Here is a 16,148-nt window from a genome sequence, read left to right on the forward strand (position 1 = left end):
GTCTGGCCCCCTGGGAGAAGACGACTCCGAAGAAGGTGGGTTTGGATTCCCAACCCACTAAGTGACTCCACAGTAACCGAGTAAGTTGGAAGAACCAACCCACCCCGTAGACTGGACCGCATGAAGGACGCCCGCCCCTGTTCGATCGCCGGCACGCTCGCCCTCGTCGGCGAGAAGTACTCCCTGCTCGTGCTGCGCGAGGTCTCGCTGGGCGCCACCCGGTTCGACCAGCTGGTCCGCAACATCGGCGCTCCGCGCGATGTGCTGACGACCCGGCTGAAGCGGCTCGTCGACGCGGGGCTGCTGGAGAAGGTCGCCTACAGCGAGAAGCCGCCGCGCTTCGAGTACCGGCCCACCCGGGCCGGTCTGGAGCTGGAGCCGGTGCTGCTCACGCTCATGGCGTGGGGCGACCGCCATCTCAACGACGGCGATCGCCCCATGGTGCTGGAACACTTCGGCGGCCGGGAACACACCGGCGGACAGGTCACCGGCCACGAGCTGGTGCCGGTCGTCACCTGCGCGGAGTGCGGCGAGGAGGTCCGCCACGACGACCTGACGGCCCACCCGCAGGCCCCGGGCTGGACGGTCACGGGGCCCGCGGCGGTCTGAGCGCGCGGTGGACCGGGGCGCCTACTCCCCCGGGTACACGTCCAGCCGCCCGCACATCCCGAACTTCCCGTACGCCGACGGCTGCTCGGCCCTCACCGCCGCGTCGGCCAGGTGGGACACGTCCCCGCGCTCCAGCCGTTCGAGCTGGTCGCCCGTCGCCGCGGCGGCCGCCTCGGCACCGCGCCGCCACCGCTCGCGCCACTCGGCGAGCCGGGGCCGTACGAGGGCAGCGGCGGCCCGGTGGAACGCGGCGAGGGGCTCGGGCCCGTCCGCCTCGCGCAGCGCGCGGTAGCCCTTGAGGGCCAGGTCGCGCCGGGCCCGGGCGATCCGCTCCTTCTCCGCCTCGGGCGCGTCCGCCGGGATCACGGTCGCGGCGGCGTACGTCTTCGGGTCGGTCAGGTACTCCGGCGGCAGCGTGAGCACCGCGTCGCCCGCCTCCGGGAGCCCGCTGTTCTGCATGAGGACGGTGATGCGCAGGTCGTCCTCGTTGACGAGCCGGTGGATCGTGCCGGGCGTGAACCAGGCCACCGTGCCCGGCGCGAGCGGCGTCACCTCGTACCCGGAGGTCGTCAGGGTCTGCACCGCGCCCCGCCCGCCGGTGACGACGTACGCCTCCGAACAGGTCAGATGAAGGTGGGGAGTTCCGCCGCACACCCCGTCGTCGGCGGGCCAGTCGTAGACCGACAGATGCGAGACGGCGACCCCGCCGGGCAGCCCCCCGAAGCCTCCCGACGGCCTCTCGGAGCCCTCGGCCGCGCTCACCACGGGTGCTCCGCCAGGTACTTGGCGATCTCCTCGCGCTCCCGGACGCCGTCGGCGACGACGACCCGGTAGCGGCGGGTGAGCGTGTCGCCCGGCGCGAGTTCCAGTTCGTCGAAGAAGGCGAAGGAGGGCGCGACGGCGGCGAAGGGTTCGTTGCGGACGAACCAGTGGGCGGGATGGGCACCGCCCTCGCCCGTGTGGTCGTTCTCCGGGGCGTGCGCGAAGACGAGGGTGGCGTGCCCGTCGGCGCCGTCGTGCTCGGCGGAGTACGCGAGCCACGGTGCCTGCTGCCCCATCAGGCCGGGGCCCTCCGCGTCGGGGCCGATGATCCGCCCGTCCCGGAAGCCGCGGGGACCGCGCCAGAACAGACCGGTGTAGCCGGCCATCTCCCGCCCGGCCGTCGTGGGACTGCCGAACCGCAGGGGTTCGTCCCGGCGGTTGGTGACGGAGGTCGTCCAGGTCAGCGCCCACGAGCCGGACGCCGGGTCCACGTCGTGCACCTCGATGCGGCGCTCCTCCTCCGCCCAGAGCGAGCCGTCGTACGGATGCCAGGTGAGCCGCTCGGCGATGACGGCGCCGCCGGAACCGGTGCTGTCCGCCTCGACCCGGTCGAAGGTGACGTGCGCCATCGACCCGACGCGCTCGGGGAGTTCGAGATACCCCTCCCCGTGAACGTATGTGTTGCCGCCCCACAGGTTCGCCCCCGACAGATGCGAGGCGGTCATCTGCAGGCCCTTGTGCCAGCGGTGGTCGTTGGGCCGGTAGTCCGTGACAACGTTGCCCGCGAGTGTCCTGAGCGGATGCAGATACGGCTTCGGGGCCTCCCAGGGCGCCTCCGGACCGTACACATAGCTGAACAGGTCCACGCCGGAGGTGGGTTCGGTGACCGTGATGCGGTCGCCGTGGGCGTGGACGACGCGCAGGCCGCCTCGTGCGGTCATGCCGATGCCTCCTCGTGCGTGGCGTGCGCGGCAGGTGTCGCGGGTGTCGCGGGATCCCAGCCGGGCGCGCCCCCGTGCAGGGCCGTGTAGTAGGGGTCGCCGGGGCCGATCTCGCCGGCGCGGACGGTCGCGTCCGTGAACGCCGACTTGTAGAGCGCGGTGATCAGTTCGAGGCTGGTCCGCCCGTCGGCGCCGCTGCTGCGCGGACGCTCCCCCGCGCGCATGCTCGCGACGAGGTCGCACAGCTGGGCCAGGTGCGAACTGGGCACGTCCGCGCCAAAGTCCTGCCAGGCCGCCACGTCCTCGGCGGGCGCGTCCGGCGCCGGGGTGATCCGCCAGTTGTCGTTGCTGTGCCCGTAGAGGTGGGTCAGCTCGACCGTCGCGCGCTCGCAGTCGATCCGGATGCGGCTGACTTCGTCCGGGCTGAGGACGCTGTTCACCACGGTTGCGAGCGCACCGCTCTCGAAGCGCACGAGGGCGGTGGAGACGTCCTCCGTCTGCACGTCGTGCACCAGGCGTCCGGCCATGGCCCGCACCTCGCTCCACGGTCCGAGCAGGTCCAGCAGGAGGTCCATCTGGTGGATGCCGTGGCCCATGGCGGGGCCGCCGCCCTCGGTCTCCCACTTTCCGCGCCAGGGCACGGCGTAGTAGGCGGCGTCGCGGTACCAGGTGGTCTGGCAGTGGGCCACGAGAGGCCGTCCCATGGCCCGGTCGGCGATCAGACGGCGTACGTGCCGCGCGCCGGAGCCGAAGCGGTGCTGGAAGACGATGGAGGCGTAGGGGCCGCCGTCGGTGCCCTCCTGGGCCTCCACGGCGTCGAAGTCGGCGAGGGTCGGCACCGGCGGTTTCTCGCACCACACCCAGGCACCGGCGCGCAGCGCGGCGACGGTCTGCTCGCGGTGCAGGGTCGGCGGGGTGCAGATGGAGACGAGGTCCGGGCGCTGTTCCGCCAGCATCCGGTCGAGATCGGTGTAGCCGTGCGGGACACCGCCGTCGGCGCAGAAGCGCTTGACCGCGGCGGCGTCGATGTCGACCGCGGCGACGATCTCCACCTCGCCCTCGGCGGCGAGGGCGGCGAGCGCGGGCAGATGGCTGCCGGAGGCGATGGCCCCGGTGCCGATGACGGCGGCCCTGATGCGGCGGCCGTCGAGCGGGACCGCGGACCGCCGCTCGTGCGGGGCGCCGCGGTGCTCCGTGCTCTCGTGTGCGATGTCCTCGTGCTCGATGCTCTCGTGCTCGGTGTGCTCGTGCTCGGTGTGCTCGGTCGTCTTGCTGGTGGTGGCGTCGCGGGCAGTACGCATGGACGGGATCAGCACTCCATCGGACGTGACAGCGGATCTGGCGGACGCCTGCCCGTCACGGCGGCCATGGGGCGGCCCCGCGACAGCAAGCGCTTTCACTCCTCGCGGAAACGTAAGCGGCTCATCGTCGCGGGTCAACACCCCCGCCACCTCGTACGACCGTCTCCGGGGAGGCCCTGTCGTCACGCTGTCACTTGGGGGCGCTACGCTGCCCCGAAGACGCGCCTGATCACCGCAGACCACAACAGGGCACGTCCGTCCGCCCATTCGCTGCGCTCCCGCCATCAGCACTTGGATCACGTAACTTCATGTCTTGGTTTGAATCCCTCATCCTCGGGCTCGTCCAGGGGCTGACCGAGTTCCTGCCCATCTCCTCCAGCGCGCACCTGCGGCTCACCGCGGCGTTCGCCGGCTGGGAGGACCCGGGAGCGGCCTTCACGGCGATCACGCAGATCGGCACGGAGATCGCGGTGCTGATCTACTTCCGCAAGGACATCGCGCGGATCATCTCGGCCTGGTCCCGCTCGCTCGTGAACAAGTCGATGCGCAGCGACCACGACGCCCAGATGGGCTGGCTGGTGATCGTCGGCTCGATCCCGATCGGCGTGCTGGGCCTCACCCTCAAGGACCAGATCGAGGGGCCGTTCCGCGATCTGCGCGTCACCGCGACCATGCTGATCGTGATGGGCGTCATCCTGGGCGTCGCCGACCGGCTCGCGGCACGCGACGAGACCGGCGGGAAGCACCGGGCCGCGGTCGAGCGCAAGTCGCTCAAGGACCTGAGCGTGAAGGACGGCCTGATCTACGGCTTCTGCCAGGCGATGGCCCTCGTCCCGGGCGTGTCCCGCTCCGGCGCCACCATCAGCGGCGGCCTCCTCATGGGCTACACCCGTGAGGCCGCGGCCCGTTACTCGTTCCTGCTGGCCGTCCCGGCGGTGCTCGCGTCCGGCGCGTTCGAGCTGAAGGACGCCAGCGAGGGCGGCCATGTCTCGTGGGGCCCCACGATCTTCGCGACGGTCATCGCCTTCGTGGTGGGTTACGCGGTCATCGCGTGGTTCATGAAGTTCATCACGACGAAGAGCTTCATGCCGTTCGTCTACTACCGCGTCCTGCTCGGCATCGTGATCATCGTGCTGGTCGCCACCGGCGCACTGAGCCCGCACGCGGCGGAGTCGTCGGGCTGACGCCCACGGCCGCGCGCAGAGGCACGACAGAGGTACAGACGTACAGAGGTATCGATTCGCAGGTTTCGCACAGAACGAAGCCGCCCGCATGGTTCCCCCGTGGCGGGCGGCTTCGTGCTCGGTGTCCGGAGATCGGACTCGGCGGCGGCGACGTAAGTGTCCTGGGCCGCTGGACGACACCGGCGCGAGCCGGTGACGGGATTCGAACCCGCGTTTCTCTCTTGAGAGGAGAAGTAGCCGCTGCCTTCGCACCCGGACGTGTACGACGGTAGCGGGTACGGCTCTGGCGGGCACCCGAATAAATTCCGGGCGGCCGGCACTCCCCGGTCACTCGGTCGGGAAGGCCTCGGCCCAGGGTTCGCGTTCGATCCGCAGCCCGTTGAGCACGTACGCGATGGTGCGGTACCAGCCCGCCAGGACGAGGAACTCCAGGGCTTCCTGTTCCCCGAGGTGGTCGCGGAGCGCGGTCCAGGCCTCGTCGGTGAGGCGGGCCGTGTCGTGGAGCTGGTCGACGGCCGCCAGGAGCGCGCTCTGACGGGGCGTCCAGACCGGATCGTCCGGGGCGCCGGTCACCGTCAGGGGGATCTGCTCCGGAGTCAGGTCCGCGGCCTCGGCGTACGCCACCACGTGGGCGCCCCACTCGTAGGCGCAGTCGCAGCGTGCCGCCACCCGGAAGATGACCAGTTCGCGGTCGGCGTCGGGGAGCAGGCCGTGGACGAGCAGGCTCGCGCCGAGTTCCCGCATGCGGGAGGCGAGGTCGGGGTGGCGTTCCAGGACCTTGAAGAGCATCAGGGGTTCCTGGGTGACGCCCGGTGGCATCCAGCGGCGTAAGGCGCGTTCGGACTCGGGATCGTAGGGCGGCGTGATGCCGTCGATGCGTTGCTTCATGCCTGCCGACTCTTGCGCTTCTGTTTTAGAAGCGCAAGAGTCGGAACGCACAGGACGGCACGGCGAGTTGTTGGTTCGGTGAGTTGTCGGTTCGATGAGTCGACTTGTCGGTCCGGTGGGTCGACCGGCTCGGGGAGGAGAGGGTTTGGGCACGACACCCCGTCCCGGGCGGCCGGTGCGCGGTTCGGAGACCGGTCGTCCCGTGATGGCCGCGCTGGACCTGCTCGGCCGGCGCTGGACGCTCCGGGTGGTCTGGGAGCTCCACCGGGGCGGTGCGCCGGTCGGTTTCCGCGATCTGCAGCGGCGCTGCGACGCGATGTCCTCCAGCGTGCTGTCGGCCCGGCTCGCCGAACTCCGCGAGGCGGGGATCGCCACCCCCACGGACGGGGCGTCCTGGCGCCTCACCCCGCTGGGCGACGACCTGGTGACGGCTATGGGCCCTCTGCTCAACTGGTCCCGCACGTGGGCGGAGCGACGGTGAGAGGCGTCCGACCTCCCGTTTCCCAACTCGGTGACGCTTAAACGTTTATGGCGTGACCAACCACATACGTCATGGGTAGTCATCTGGTAGCGGTCCGTCAGTCCTTGGCCTTACGCTGATGCGCATGTCCACCAATTCTCCGACCCCTGGTTCCGTGCGGTCAGCGGCCGCACTGAATGAGCAGATCCGAGCGTTATGGATACGCTCGGGCGGTTATCTCTCGGCCCAGGAGCGCATCGAGTACGAGCTGCTGGTCGTGCAGTGGGCCGCTGCGGTACAGGAAGAAATAGTCGAAGCGGCGTGAACTCCGGGGCGCGCGGCGCCCGTTGAGCCGCTCCCGCGTGACGCCCGGACATGACGCTGACGCCCGGGCGTCACGCCACAGGCGCCGGTGGCGCCACCCCCGTACCGCCGATCGCGGCGAGTGCGTGGGCGCGGAAGGTGCGTGGTTCGCGGCCGGTGAGGCGGCGGACCGTGTCCGTGGTGCGGTCCTCGGCACCCTCCGCGTTCGCCCGGTCCATGCCGGCGAGCATCGCGGCGTACTCCAGCGGCATCGAGGCGGCCAGACGGTCCCTCATCCCCTCGTACGTCAGCGGTCGGTGAGCGACCGTTCGCCCGGTCACCTCGGTGAGGACGGTCGCGACCTCGGTGTGACTCAGCGCCTGCGGACCGGTGATGACCAGATCGGTGCCGGGGGCCCGCACATCGGTCAGCGCGTGCACGGCGACGGCCGCGATGTCGTCGGCGTCGACGAAGGCCACCCGCCCCTCGCCCGCCGCGGTCACGATGACCCCCTCTTCGCGGACGCTCCGCGCATGCATGTGATCGCCCGTGAAGTTCTGCATGAACCAGGAAGGCCGCAGCACCGCCCACTCGTCGAACAGACCGGGCAGAGCCTGGTGCACCTGCCCGACGGCCGGGCCGCCCTCGGGAATCGCGGAGGAGCCGAGGAGCACCGCCCGGCGCACTCCGGACGCGCGCGCCTGCCGCAGGAAGGGCAGCATGACGTCGGCAGGGGTGGCGGAGTCCAGGGGCGCGACCAGGTACACACGGTCCGCGCCGTCCAGCGCCCCTGCGTACGTCGCCGGGTCGTACCAGTCGAAGCGCACGGCCTCGGCGCCGTCGACCGGAGTGGCCCGGCGCCCGGCCGCCTTGACCCGGCGACCCTCCCCCGCGAGGCGGGAGACCACGCGGCCGCCGGTCGTGCCGGTGGCCCCGAGGACGAGGACGCTTCCGGGTGGGGTGGCCGCGCTCATCGGTCGCCCCGCGTGAAGTCGGTCGCGCCACCCGGGGAGACGGCCAGGGGGTTCCAGTAGTCGCGGTAGTGCGTGATGAGTCCGTCGGCGACCGTCACCACGGCGATGTAGGTCATGTCGAACGGCTTCCCGGTCTCCACCACCCGCCCGACCCCGCGCATCTCCACCACGATCGTCCCGGAGTCGCCGGTCTCGTGGATCTTCACGTCGGGGAAGTCGTGCAGGTCGATGTGGTCGGGATAGTGACGCATGTAGTCGGCGACGGCGGCCTTGCCCTCCAGCCGCTCCGGCCACCCGTCGGGCGCGAAGGGGAACTCAAGGACACCCCGGTCGTCCCAGAGACCGACCCAGGCCGCGATGTCCTTGTCGATCAGCATCCGCAGGCCCCGGCGGAACAGGTCCGACGGTCGCGCGACCGCAGCCGCGCCCGTGCTCGTGCTCGTGCTCGTGCCGGTGCTCGTGCTCGTGCTCGTGGTCATGGGGTTTCCTCCGATACGATGCGGACCAGCGGTCCGCTTGAATTCGACTATACGGACCCGCGGTCCGCTTAAGCAACCCGTCCGTGGCTCCCACGCGCCCCACGGCCCCCGGAGGAACCCGTGCCCGAACGCAAGCCCCGTGCGGACGCCGTACGCAACAGGGAATCCGTACTCGCCGCGGCCGACCGGCTCTTCGCCCGCAGCGACAGCCCCGAGCACGTGTCCATGGCCGACATCGCGGCCGAGGCGGGCGTCGGCAAAGGCACGCTCTTCCGCGGCTTCGGCGACCGCACCGGTCTGATCCGGGCGCTCCACGAGACCCGGCTGGAACCGATCCGCCGGGCCGTCACGGACGGCCCGCGCCCCCTCGGGCCCGGCACCCCGCCGGCCGAGCGCGCGCCCGCGCTGCTGGACGCCCTCCTGTGCTTCAAGCTCGACCACCGCCACCTCTCCCTGGCCCTGGAGGAGGCGGGCAGCGGCAGCCCGTACGGCGCCGGGCACTACGACTGGTGGCACGGCACCCTGCGGGGCGTCCTGGAGGACCTTCCCGGGTTCGGCGACGGGAACTTCGCCGCCCACGCCCTGCTCGCCGCGGTCCGCGCCGACCTCGTCGACCATCTGGTGGACCGTCACGACGCCTCCCGTGAACGGCTCCGGGCGGAGCTGGCCGCCTTCACCGCGAAGGTCCTGAACGGCCCGTACCAGGACGTCCGTGCCGCGCACGCCGGGTGAATATCCCTGCACGCCCCTTGGCGCGCTCCTCCCCGTGGCCAACACTGAGCCGATGACGCAGCGCGTGGAACTGGCGACGGTGATGGACCGGCTCGCGGTCGACGAGGTGGTCACCGAGTACGCGGTGGTGGTCGACGACGGGGACTGGGAGGCGTACCGGCGGCTGTTCACACCGGACGGGCGGGCGGACTACCGGTCGGCCGGTGGTGTCGAGGGGGACGCCGGGGAGATCGCCGCCTGGCTCTCGCGGACCATGGAACTGTTCCCGATGCGACAGCATCTGATCGTCAACCGGCGGGTGCGCTTCGGCCTGCTGGAGCAGGACAGCGGTGACACCGCCCGCGTCCAGGCCGACTACGTCAACCCGATGCGCTTCGCGGGGCAGGACGGCGGATCCACCGAGCCCGACTTCGTGTGCGGCGGCCGGTACGACTTCGGGCTGCTGCGGACGGCCGAGGGCTGGCGGGTGCGTGAGGTGGTCGTGCACGAGAAGTGGCGCCGGGTCCCGCAGCGCCGTCAGGAACCGGCCGTTCCCTGATACGGGACGGCCGTCCGGGCGTGACCGGTGTGTTGATCGTTTCGGTGCCCGCACACTGGACACACTGGAGTCACTGAAGCCGTCGGCTCACCGAGTCGGGCACCGTACGTCGAGGGGCCGCGGGAGGCGCTGGATGAACCTGTCCGCCACTGACTGGCGCCGAGGTCTCGGCTCGCGGACCGGCCCGCGCCTCGACTCCCCGTGGTGGCGCGGCGCGACGGCCGCGCTCGCCGGCGCGCTGCCGATGCTGAGCTTCCCCGCGCCGTCCCTGTGGTGGTTCGCGTACGTGGCGCTGGTGCCGTGGATCCTGCTGGTGCGCTCGGCTCCGACGGGGCGGCGCGCGGCGTACGACGGCTGGCTCGGCGGGCTCGGCTTCATGCTGGCCGTGCACCACTGGCTGCTGCCGAGCCTGCATGTCTTCACCGTCGTGATAGCGGCACTGCTGGGCGCGCTGTGGGCCCCGTGGGGCTGGCTGGTGCGCCGGTTCCTGGCCGGTGCGCCCTCGCCGGGCCGCGTGCTGGCCGCCCTGTTCGTGCTGCCCTCCGGCTGGCTGATGGTCGAACTCGTCCGCTCCTGGGAGGGGTTGGGCGGTCCCTGGGGGCTGCTCGGGTCGAGCCAGTGGGACGTGGCGCCCGCGCTGCGGCTCGCCTCGGTCGGCGGGGTGTGGCTGCTGAGCTTCCTGCTCGTCGCCGTGAACGTGGCGGTCGCCGTTCTCGTCGCCGTGCGGTCCTCCCGTGTCCCGGCGGTCGCCGGGCTCGTCGCGACGGCCGCGGCCACGTCGGCGGTCTGGGTCTGGTCGCCCCGGCCCGAGGAGGACGGCGAACGGGCCCGGATCGCCGTCGTGCAGCCCGGCGTGATCGACGGCATCGGGGGCCCGGAGAAGCGGTTCGCGCGCGAGGAGGCGCTCACCCGCAAGCTGGCCGGGCAGGACGTCGACCTGGTCGTGTGGGGCGAGAGCAGTGTCGGTTTCGACCTCGCCGACCGTCCCGACCTGGCGGACCGGCTCGCCGCGCTCTCCCGCGAGGTCGACGCCGACATCATGGTCAACGTCGACGCGCGCCGCTCGGACCGGCCGGGCATCTACAAGAGTTCCGTGCTCGTGGGTCCGCAGGGCCCGACCGGTGACCGCTACGACAAGATGCGGCTCGTGCCCTTCGGCGAGTACGTCCCGGCGCGCTCGCTCCTCGGCTGGGCGACCTCCGTGGGCAAGGCGGCGGGCGAGGACCGGATGCGCGGCACCGGGCAGGTCGTGATGACCGTCGGCGACGGACTGAAGGTGGGCCCGATGGTCTGCTTCGAGTCGGCGTTCCCCGACATCAGCCGGCATCTCGCGCGTGACGGCGCCGACGTGCTGCTCGCCCAGTCGTCGACCTCGTCGTTCCAGAGCAGCTGGGCCCCCGAGCAGCACGCCTCGCTCGCGGCGCTGCGGGCCGCCGAGACGGGCCGGCCGATGGTCCACGCGACGCTCACCGGCGTCTCGGCGGTCTATGGTCCGGACGGTGGGCGCGTCGGCTCCTGGCTCGGCACCGACGCGAGCTCGTCCGCGGTGTACGAGGTACCGCTGGCGCACGGCGTCACCCCGTACGCGCGCTTCGGCGAGTGGCCGGTGTATCTGGCCCTGCTGATCCTGGCGTCGCTGGGCGCCACCGAGGGCGTACGGGCGCTGCGGGTCAGGCGGTCGGGGCGTCCCGGGGCGGGCGCTCCGTCACCGCACGCACCACACGCTCGCACAGTTCGTGAGTCTCCAGCGCGTCCCGGGCGCTGAGGACCTTGCCCGCGCGCACGGCGTCGAGGAAGGCGAGCACGGCCTGCTCGATGCCGCGCTGGCGGGCCACCGGGACCCAGTCGCCGCGCCGCCGGACCGTCGGCTGCCCCTTGTGGTCGACGATCTCGGAGAGGTTGACCACCTGACGCTTGGTGTCCTGCCCGGACACCTCCAGGATCTCCTCGGCGGAACCGCTCAGCCGGTTCATCACGCCGAGTGCCGTGAACCCGTCCCCGGCCAGTTGCAGGACGACGTGGTGCAGCAGCCCGTCCTCGACACGGGCCCGCACGGTCACGTCGTCGACCGGCCCCGGTACCAGGAACCGCAGGGTGTCCACGACGTGGATGAAGTCGTCGAGGATCATCGTGCGGGGCTGTTCCGGCAGGCCGACGCGGTTCTTCTGCATCACGATCAGCTCACGCGGGTGCTCGACGCACTGCGCGTACCCGGGTGCGTACCGCCGGTTGAAACCGACGGCCAGGCCGGTGTTCCGCTCCTCGGCGAGCCGCACCAGGCGCTCGGAGTCGGCGAGTTCGTACGCGATCGGCTTGTCGACGTACGTGGGGACGCCCGCTTCGAGCAGCGCGCCCACGATCTCGGGGTGGGCGTGCGTGGGCGCGTGCACGAACGCCGCGTCGAGGTCCTGCGCGAGCAGTCCGGCGAGGTCCGTGTGGCGCCGCCCGGCCGGCACGTGCAGGCTGTCGGCGACCCTGGTGAGGGTCGCGGGCGTCCGCGTGTGCAGATGCAGTTCGAGTCCCGGGCGGGTGGCGAGCACCGGCAGATACGCCTTCAGCGCGATGTCGCCGAGTCCGATGCAACCGACCTTCACGGGGATCTCCTCCGGGGAAAACACGGGTCCGGGGCGCGCTCACGCCCAGGTCGTCGGAAGCATACGGCGGCTGCGGCGGCCCCATGGCCGGGACGTTCACACGAGGGGCAGCTCGGCGAGCATCACCGCGTACAGCGGGGAGTCCGCGAAGGGCCGGCGCTCCCCCACCTTCCGGAAGCCCCAGTCCTCGTACAGGGCCTGTACGCGGGGGTGCTCGACGTCCACCAGGAGGACGGCGAGGTCCTCGGGCCGCTCCTCCAGGAGGGCGCGGGACAATTTGTCCGCCACCCCCTGCTTCCGCCATTTCGGATGAACGGCCAACTCGGAGTAGGAGAAGGTCACCGCCTTCTTGGGGGCCTCGTCGAGATGCTCGCGCCACCACTCCCGGCCCTCGACCGCCGGGGCGCCGTACGCGAAGCCCATGGCCTCGTCCCCCTCGTACGCGATGACGCAGGCGAACGCCGGGTTGCCGCCCCAGTGGTCCACGAACCAGGGGAACTTCTTCTTGAAGTCGTCGTCCCGGTCGGGGCCCGCCGCCGCGGCGTGCAGGTCGATGATCGTCTGCCGGATCCGCGGCAGGTCGTCGTGCCCGAAGCGGCGGATGTCCAGGCCATCGGCGCTCACAGTCGGCTCCATTCGGATCGGTAGCGGTCTCCCCACTCTCGGGCGATCCCGGCGTCCGGCGCAAGAGTGATCAGGTCCCGGTAGTAGTCGCCGAGCAGGGAGCGCATCCTGCCCGGGATCGGATGGCCCGACATCAGGGGGAAGACCGAGGCGGCCGTCGCGCACGCCTGCTCCACGTCGCGCTGGTGGAGCTGGGCCAGCGCGAGCCGCCCGGTGGCCAGGGCCCTGTTCCTGCGGAACTCCGCCGGGATCGTCCGCAGGGCCTGGTGGGAGGCTGCCTCGGACTCGGCGAAGCGCCCGTTCCGGTCCTGCACGATGGCGGTCATGGCGAGCAGTTCGGCGGGGCCGTAGAAGGCGATCCACGACGGCCGGGGCTCGTCCGGCCGCGCCTTGCCGAGAGCGTCACGGGCGTGCCCCAGCGAGCGCAGGGCGGCCTGTCGGTCACCGAGGTTCGCATGGCCGATGGCCGTCCTGGCATGGGCCAGGGAGCTGTAGAGGGGCAGCCGTCTGGCGACGGCCGTTCCCTGGGCGGCGTAACCGGCGTCGACGGCCTCGGCGTACTCGTCCCGGTGGTGCGCGAGGATCGCGTACGCGTTCCAGACCCGCATCTCCGCCACGGGGTCCTTGGCCATTCCCGCCAAGTAGAGCGCGCGGCCGAGGAGTTGGGAGGCGCGGTCCATCCGCCGGGCGTCGATCGCGCTCCAGGCGGCCGTGGCGGTGTAGTCGGCGGCCACGGAGAAGAGTCTGCGGCGGATGCGCTGGGTGGCCCCGAGCCGCTGTTTCTCCAGTGCCTCGGCGGCGCCGGCCAACGCGGCGCGCTCCAGGCCGTCGTGGCCGCCTCTGCTTCGGTCGAGCCCCATCAGGGTGTCCAGGCCGGAGCGCAGCCGGATGACGTCGGAGGTGCCCACCTGGGGCGGCGCACCGACGAACGGCGTGACGACGGCGGCTGTTCCGGTGGTGGCGGTGAGGAAGTTCCTGCGGTCCACAGGGGCCTCCGGTTCGGTGGCGGGACGGTTGCGGGCCGGAGGACTGAAGCCCAGTTCCTCGGCCGTACATCCGAATACTGCCTCCAGCGCGGCTCGTTGACGGGGGTGCGGCCATCTCGTTCTTCCGGTCCGCCAGTAGCGGACGGTCCGGTCGCTGACCGTTCCCTCCTGTCCGGCGCGGGCCAGACGGGCGTTGACCGCGTCGACCAGTTCGGCCTGGGTCATGCACCGCGCGCTCATCGCGCTCATGAAGCGCTCGTTGCCGTCCACATAGGCACGGTAGGCAGTGATTCCTGGCCATGAGTGCAGATCGCGGAGAAATATCCGGTTGAGGCGAATCCATGGCCGGGGGATTTTTCCTGCCTCCCCGCCTCCTGAGGCCGTTGACTCGTTCAAGGCCCATCGCACCCGCACCCCGAGGTCCTGATGACTGTGACGGCAACACCACGTCCCACCGGGCATCCCGGATACTCGCAGACGCTCGAACGCGTACCGGAGAGCGCGGGTGCGGCGCGCAGCCTGGTGCGTACGGCCCTCGCGGCCTGGCAGCAGGACGGGCTGATCGAGGACGCCCTGTGCGTCATCACCGAGCTGGTCTCCAACGCCGTCGACCACGCGTGCTGCTCCGTGATCCGGGTCGTCGTCACGCGCCCCGCCGACGACCGCGTCCTCCTCGCGGTCGTCGACCGCTCCCGCGACCTCCCGAGGACGGGGACCGACCGCGACGCGGAGCGGCTCCGGGGCCGCGGCCTCGTCCTGGTCGACGCCCTCTCCGACCGGTGGGGCACCGAACCCCACCGCTGGGGCAAGACCGTCTGGGCCGAGCTGAGCGGTGAAGCGGCGGCCGGCGGCTGAGGACCGGGGCGGGGCAGCACGGGGTGCGGGGCGCTGGGCGCGGGCGGGAAATCGGGTGGGCCGGGGAGGCGGTCGTCGGCGATGATGCGGTCATGACGATGGAACGCAGGGGACCCGCGACGGACGCCGGTGAGCGAGCCATGCTGGAGGGCTGGCTGGACTACCACCGCCAGACCCTGGCCTGGAAGTGCGAGGGTCTGGACGACTCCCAGCTCAGGACGGCCGCGGTGCCGCCCTCCGAGCTGTCCCTGCTCGGTCTCGTCCGGCACATGGCGGACGTGGAGCGCAGCTGGTTCCGCAAGGTCCTCGTGGGCGACGACCCCGGGCCGCTCTACTACAGCGACGAGGACCGGGACGGCGAGTTCCACCTCACCGAGGCGGACACCTGGAAGGAGGCGTACGCCACCTGGCAGGGCGAGATCGCGATCGCCCGCCGCAACGCGGCACCCCTCGGCCTGGACGACCTGTCCGAGGGCCGGAGCAGGTTCACCGACAAGCCCTTCAACCTGCGGTGGATCTACACGCACATGATCGAGGAGTACGCGCGCCACAACGGCCACGCCGATCTGATCCGCGAGCGCGTCGACGGGGCGACCGGCGACTGAGCAGCCACCGCGGCGGCATCGGCCGCCGGGCTTTCACCCGTGCGGGGCACACTCCGCTTGTCAGCTCCCCAATGCGCGGCGGAACCAGCAGAGTTGCGCGGGTGCATCGAACCGCGACCACCGCAACGCTTCTGGTCACCGTGGCCGTCTCGGCGGTCTCAGCCGTCTCGGGCTGTGTGACCGTCCAGCGAACGCCCTCGCCCACCCGGCCGTCCGTCCCGGTCCCGGTGTCGGAGCCGCGCCCGGACGGCAGGGCCGAGCAACGGGTCGTCCAGGCCCCGGCCCGCGAGGCCCTGGAACTCATCGGCCCGTCCCGCCGCCCTTCGGCGCCCGCGTCCGCACCGGCCCGTACGCCTCCCGCGGGTCCCGCCGCCCCGGCGGACCGCCCTCGGCACGCCCCCGCCGAACCGCCGCGGCACCCGGAGCCACGGCGGCCCGAACACCGGGCCGTGCCGCGACTGCCCGCGTCCGTGCCGTCGACGGGCACGGACGTGTGCGCGCTGGGCCGGACGTACGGCGGCTGGCGGGCGGACAGCCCACAGGCGGCCATCTGCCAGGACATGTACGGCCGTTGACGTCTCGGCCGATGCCTGGAGGGGTGTCCGGAGGCGTCCTAGGGCTCCCGACGCGGTGGTCCCAGCGTCTCGCCTCCGGGCCCTCCCGTCCCTCCCGGGCCTCTCCCCTGCCCCGGCCGTCTCGGCGTGGGTTCGGGTGCGCCGTCCGGGCCCTCGCGGTCCAGCCTCGACTCCAGGCGGCCGATGCCGGCCCGGACGCCGTCTCCGTAGGCGTCGTCGCCAAGGACGCTGATGCCCGCCCGCGCGGCTCCCAGATGGCCCCGGGCCGCCTCGGAGCGGCCGAGCTTCACATAGTCGGCGGCGAGGTTCAGATGCAGGGACGGGTAGAAGGCGCGTACCGCGAGGGATTGGTGATGCTCCGGGTGCTCCGCGACGCGGTCGTGCGCGAGCTCGTCCGCCGCCGACAAGGCTCGTAGGTCCCAGGCGAGTTCGTCCGAGGGATCGTCCTGTGTGTCGGCCATAAAGTGCGCGAGTGTGCAGCGGTGGAGCGCGTCGCCGTCCTCGCCGATCTCCGCCCACAGGTCCAGGAAGCGGCTCCGGGCCTCCTCACGGTCGCCGCCGTGCAGAAGCATGACGGCCTGTCCGATCCTGGTCGTCATCGCGTCCGCCGCCGCCTGTTCCTGCTGCTCCGCCACCGTGTCGCCCTCCGCCCGCTCGTCCGTCGCCACCTCTCCCCGACGCTAACGGCAGGAGCCGACGATCGAGCTGAGGCGGCCCCGTACGCGGCTGGGCCGACGT

General features: G+C 71.9%; 20 protein-coding genes. 10 read left to right on the plus strand and 10 right to left on the minus strand.

From position 1 onward, the window contains the following. Positions 1 to 120 precede the first annotated feature (120 nt). A complete protein-coding gene (locus J8N05_RS38735; RefSeq protein WP_383938357.1) occupies positions 121 to 609 on the plus strand; it encodes a winged helix-turn-helix transcriptional regulator in 489 nt (162 codons plus the stop codon). 21 nt (positions 610 to 630) lie between these two features. Here the strand turns inward: J8N05_RS38735 and J8N05_RS38740 are convergent, their stop codons facing one another. Genes J8N05_RS38740 through J8N05_RS38750 form a run of 3 tightly spaced genes read right to left on the minus strand, consistent with a single transcriptional unit; the run spans position 631 to position 3,613 of the window. Next, positions 631 to 1,374, minus strand: a complete 744-nt coding sequence (locus J8N05_RS38740) for a cupin domain-containing protein (RefSeq protein WP_407700000.1) — start codon at positions 1,372 to 1,374, stop codon at positions 631 to 633. Then, complete coding sequence (locus tag J8N05_RS38745) at positions 1,368 to 2,312, minus strand: DUF6807 domain-containing protein (RefSeq protein WP_210891553.1); 945 nt, start codon at positions 2,310 to 2,312, stop codon at positions 1,368 to 1,370. The genes J8N05_RS38740 and J8N05_RS38745 overlap by 7 nt, the downstream gene beginning before the upstream one ends. Beyond that, on the minus strand, positions 2,309 to 3,613 hold the full coding sequence (locus J8N05_RS38750; RefSeq protein ID WP_210891554.1) for a Gfo/Idh/MocA family protein: 1,305 nt from the start codon (positions 3,611 to 3,613) through the stop codon (positions 2,309 to 2,311). The genes J8N05_RS38745 and J8N05_RS38750 overlap by 4 nt, the downstream gene beginning before the upstream one ends. 308 nt (positions 3,614 to 3,921) lie before the next feature. On the opposite strand from J8N05_RS38750, the gene J8N05_RS38755 reads away from it, so the two are divergent. Continuing rightward, positions 3,922 to 4,797, plus strand: a complete 876-nt coding sequence (locus J8N05_RS38755; protein ID WP_210891555.1) for an undecaprenyl-diphosphate phosphatase — start codon at positions 3,922 to 3,924, stop codon at positions 4,795 to 4,797. A gap of 327 nt (positions 4,798 to 5,124) precedes the next feature. Here J8N05_RS38755 and J8N05_RS38760 read toward each other — a convergent pair whose 3' ends face one another. Then, positions 5,125 to 5,685 carry a carboxymuconolactone decarboxylase family protein gene (locus tag J8N05_RS38760; protein WP_210891557.1) on the minus strand — a complete coding sequence of 187 codons (561 nt, stop codon included), beginning with the start codon at positions 5,683 to 5,685 and terminating at the stop codon, positions 5,125 to 5,127. 205 nt (positions 5,686 to 5,890) lie between these two features. Between J8N05_RS38760 and J8N05_RS38765 the strand changes: the two genes are divergently transcribed. Beyond that, positions 5,891 to 6,166 (plus strand): winged helix-turn-helix transcriptional regulator, encoded by a 276-nt coding sequence (locus J8N05_RS38765; protein ID WP_210894127.1) that lies wholly within the window; start codon positions 5,891 to 5,893, stop codon positions 6,164 to 6,166. A 124-nt stretch (positions 6,167 to 6,290) separates the two neighbouring features. After that, on the plus strand, positions 6,291 to 6,470 hold the full coding sequence (locus J8N05_RS38770; protein ID WP_210891559.1) for a hypothetical protein: 180 nt from the start codon (positions 6,291 to 6,293) through the stop codon (positions 6,468 to 6,470). Between the two features lie 70 nt (positions 6,471 to 6,540). Here the strand turns inward: J8N05_RS38770 and J8N05_RS38775 are convergent, their stop codons facing one another. Beyond that, positions 6,541 to 7,422, minus strand: coding sequence for an NmrA family NAD(P)-binding protein (locus tag J8N05_RS38775; protein ID WP_210891561.1), 882 nt, complete (start codon positions 7,420 to 7,422; stop codon positions 6,541 to 6,543). After that, on the minus strand, positions 7,419 to 7,799 hold the full coding sequence (locus J8N05_RS38780; protein WP_247707000.1) for a nuclear transport factor 2 family protein: 381 nt from the start codon (positions 7,797 to 7,799) through the stop codon (positions 7,419 to 7,421). Before J8N05_RS38780 ends, J8N05_RS38775 begins: the two co-directional genes overlap by 4 nt. 222 nt (positions 7,800 to 8,021) lie before the next feature. Here J8N05_RS38780 and J8N05_RS38785 point away from each other — a divergent pair, with 222 nt between their 5' ends. The 3 genes from J8N05_RS38785 (at position 8,022) to lnt (ending at position 10,936) form a co-directional block, all read left to right on the plus strand. Continuing rightward, entirely contained in the window at positions 8,022 to 8,633 is a 612-nt protein-coding gene (locus tag J8N05_RS38785; protein ID WP_210891565.1) for a TetR/AcrR family transcriptional regulator, read from the plus strand. 52 nt (positions 8,634 to 8,685) lie between these two features. Then, positions 8,686 to 9,171: a nuclear transport factor 2 family protein gene (locus J8N05_RS38790; protein WP_210891567.1), complete on the plus strand. Its 486-nt coding sequence runs from the start codon at positions 8,686 to 8,688 to the stop codon at positions 9,169 to 9,171. Between the two features lie 133 nt (positions 9,172 to 9,304). After that, positions 9,305 to 10,936 (plus strand): apolipoprotein N-acyltransferase, encoded by a 1,632-nt coding sequence (lnt, locus tag J8N05_RS38795; protein ID WP_210891568.1) that lies wholly within the window; start codon positions 9,305 to 9,307, stop codon positions 10,934 to 10,936. Here lnt and J8N05_RS38800 read toward each other — a convergent pair. The 3 genes from J8N05_RS38800 to J8N05_RS38810 all read right to left on the minus strand — a co-directional run bounded on the left by J8N05_RS38800 (position 10,842) and on the right by J8N05_RS38810 (position 13,624). Further along, positions 10,842 to 11,765 (minus strand): Gfo/Idh/MocA family protein, encoded by a 924-nt coding sequence (locus tag J8N05_RS38800; RefSeq protein WP_210891570.1) that lies wholly within the window; start codon positions 11,763 to 11,765, stop codon positions 10,842 to 10,844. The two genes, lnt and J8N05_RS38800, sit on opposite strands and share 95 nt — an antisense overlap. Positions 11,766 to 11,861: 96 nt before the next feature. Continuing rightward, positions 11,862 to 12,401 (minus strand): GNAT family N-acetyltransferase, encoded by a 540-nt coding sequence (locus J8N05_RS38805; RefSeq protein ID WP_210891573.1) that lies wholly within the window; start codon positions 12,399 to 12,401, stop codon positions 11,862 to 11,864. After that, positions 12,386 to 13,624 (minus strand): XRE family transcriptional regulator, encoded by a 1,239-nt coding sequence (locus J8N05_RS38810; RefSeq protein WP_210894129.1) that lies wholly within the window; start codon positions 13,622 to 13,624, stop codon positions 12,386 to 12,388. The genes J8N05_RS38805 and J8N05_RS38810 overlap by 16 nt, the downstream gene beginning before the upstream one ends. A 177-nt stretch (positions 13,625 to 13,801) precedes the next feature. Here J8N05_RS38810 and J8N05_RS38815 point away from each other — a divergent pair, with 177 nt between their 5' ends. The 3 genes from J8N05_RS38815 (at position 13,802) to J8N05_RS38825 (ending at position 15,410) form a co-directional block, all read left to right on the plus strand. Beyond that, complete coding sequence (locus J8N05_RS38815) at positions 13,802 to 14,230, plus strand: ATP-binding protein (protein ID WP_210891575.1); 429 nt, start codon at positions 13,802 to 13,804, stop codon at positions 14,228 to 14,230. Positions 14,231 to 14,322: 92 nt separating this feature from the next. Then, positions 14,323 to 14,835 carry a DinB family protein gene (locus tag J8N05_RS38820; RefSeq protein WP_210891577.1) on the plus strand — a complete coding sequence of 171 codons (513 nt, stop codon included), beginning with the start codon at positions 14,323 to 14,325 and terminating at the stop codon, positions 14,833 to 14,835. Positions 14,836 to 14,936: 101 nt separating this feature from the next. Beyond that, positions 14,937 to 15,410 carry a hypothetical protein gene (locus J8N05_RS38825; RefSeq protein WP_210891579.1) on the plus strand — a complete coding sequence of 158 codons (474 nt, stop codon included), beginning with the start codon at positions 14,937 to 14,939 and terminating at the stop codon, positions 15,408 to 15,410. A gap of 38 nt (positions 15,411 to 15,448) precedes the next feature. Here J8N05_RS38825 and J8N05_RS38830 read toward each other — a convergent pair whose 3' ends face one another. Continuing rightward, complete coding sequence (locus J8N05_RS38830) at positions 15,449 to 16,045, minus strand: hypothetical protein (RefSeq protein WP_210894130.1); 597 nt, start codon at positions 16,043 to 16,045, stop codon at positions 15,449 to 15,451. Positions 16,046 to 16,148: the final 103 nt, after the last annotated feature.

Source organism: Streptomyces liliiviolaceus, assembly GCF_018070025.1.
Classification (GTDB): domain Bacteria; phylum Actinomycetota; class Actinomycetes; order Streptomycetales; family Streptomycetaceae; genus Streptomyces; species Streptomyces liliiviolaceus.

What these genes read in the sequence shown, in the direction of transcription:
- J8N05_RS38760 (WP_210891557.1), bottom strand. Translation starts at nt 5,685, where the DNA reads ATGAAGCAACGCATCGACGGCATCACGCCGCCCTACGATCCCGAGTCC.
- J8N05_RS38815 (WP_210891575.1), top strand. Translation starts at nt 13,802, where the DNA reads ATGACTGTGACGGCAACACCACGTCCCACCGGGCATCCCGGATACTCG.
- J8N05_RS38790 (WP_210891567.1), top strand. Translation starts at nt 8,686, where the DNA reads ATGACGCAGCGCGTGGAACTGGCGACGGTGATGGACCGGCTCGCGGTC.
- J8N05_RS38735 (WP_383938357.1), top strand. Translation starts at nt 121, where the DNA reads ATGAAGGACGCCCGCCCCTGTTCGATCGCCGGCACGCTCGCCCTCGTC.
- J8N05_RS38810 (WP_210894129.1), bottom strand. Translation starts at nt 13,624, where the DNA reads ATGAGCGCGATGAGCGCGCGGTGCATGACCCAGGCCGAACTGGTCGAC.
- J8N05_RS38805 (WP_210891573.1), bottom strand. Translation starts at nt 12,401, where the DNA reads ATGGAGCCGACTGTGAGCGCCGATGGCCTGGACATCCGCCGCTTCGGG.
- J8N05_RS38745 (WP_210891553.1), bottom strand. Translation starts at nt 2,312, where the DNA reads ATGACCGCACGAGGCGGCCTGCGCGTCGTCCACGCCCACGGCGACCGC.
- J8N05_RS38820 (WP_210891577.1), top strand. Translation starts at nt 14,323, where the DNA reads ATGACGATGGAACGCAGGGGACCCGCGACGGACGCCGGTGAGCGAGCC.
- J8N05_RS38780 (WP_247707000.1), bottom strand. Translation starts at nt 7,799, where the DNA reads ATGCTGATCGACAAGGACATCGCGGCCTGGGTCGGTCTCTGGGACGAC.
- J8N05_RS38765 (WP_210894127.1), top strand. Translation starts at nt 5,891, where the DNA reads ATGGCCGCGCTGGACCTGCTCGGCCGGCGCTGGACGCTCCGGGTGGTC.
- J8N05_RS38770 (WP_210891559.1), top strand. Translation starts at nt 6,291, where the DNA reads ATGTCCACCAATTCTCCGACCCCTGGTTCCGTGCGGTCAGCGGCCGCA.
- lnt (WP_210891568.1), top strand. Translation starts at nt 9,305, where the DNA reads ATGAACCTGTCCGCCACTGACTGGCGCCGAGGTCTCGGCTCGCGGACC.
- J8N05_RS38750 (WP_210891554.1), bottom strand. Translation starts at nt 3,613, where the DNA reads ATGCGTACTGCCCGCGACGCCACCACCAGCAAGACGACCGAGCACACC.
- J8N05_RS38755 (WP_210891555.1), top strand. Translation starts at nt 3,922, where the DNA reads ATGTCTTGGTTTGAATCCCTCATCCTCGGGCTCGTCCAGGGGCTGACC.
- J8N05_RS38775 (WP_210891561.1), bottom strand. Translation starts at nt 7,422, where the DNA reads ATGAGCGCGGCCACCCCACCCGGAAGCGTCCTCGTCCTCGGGGCCACC.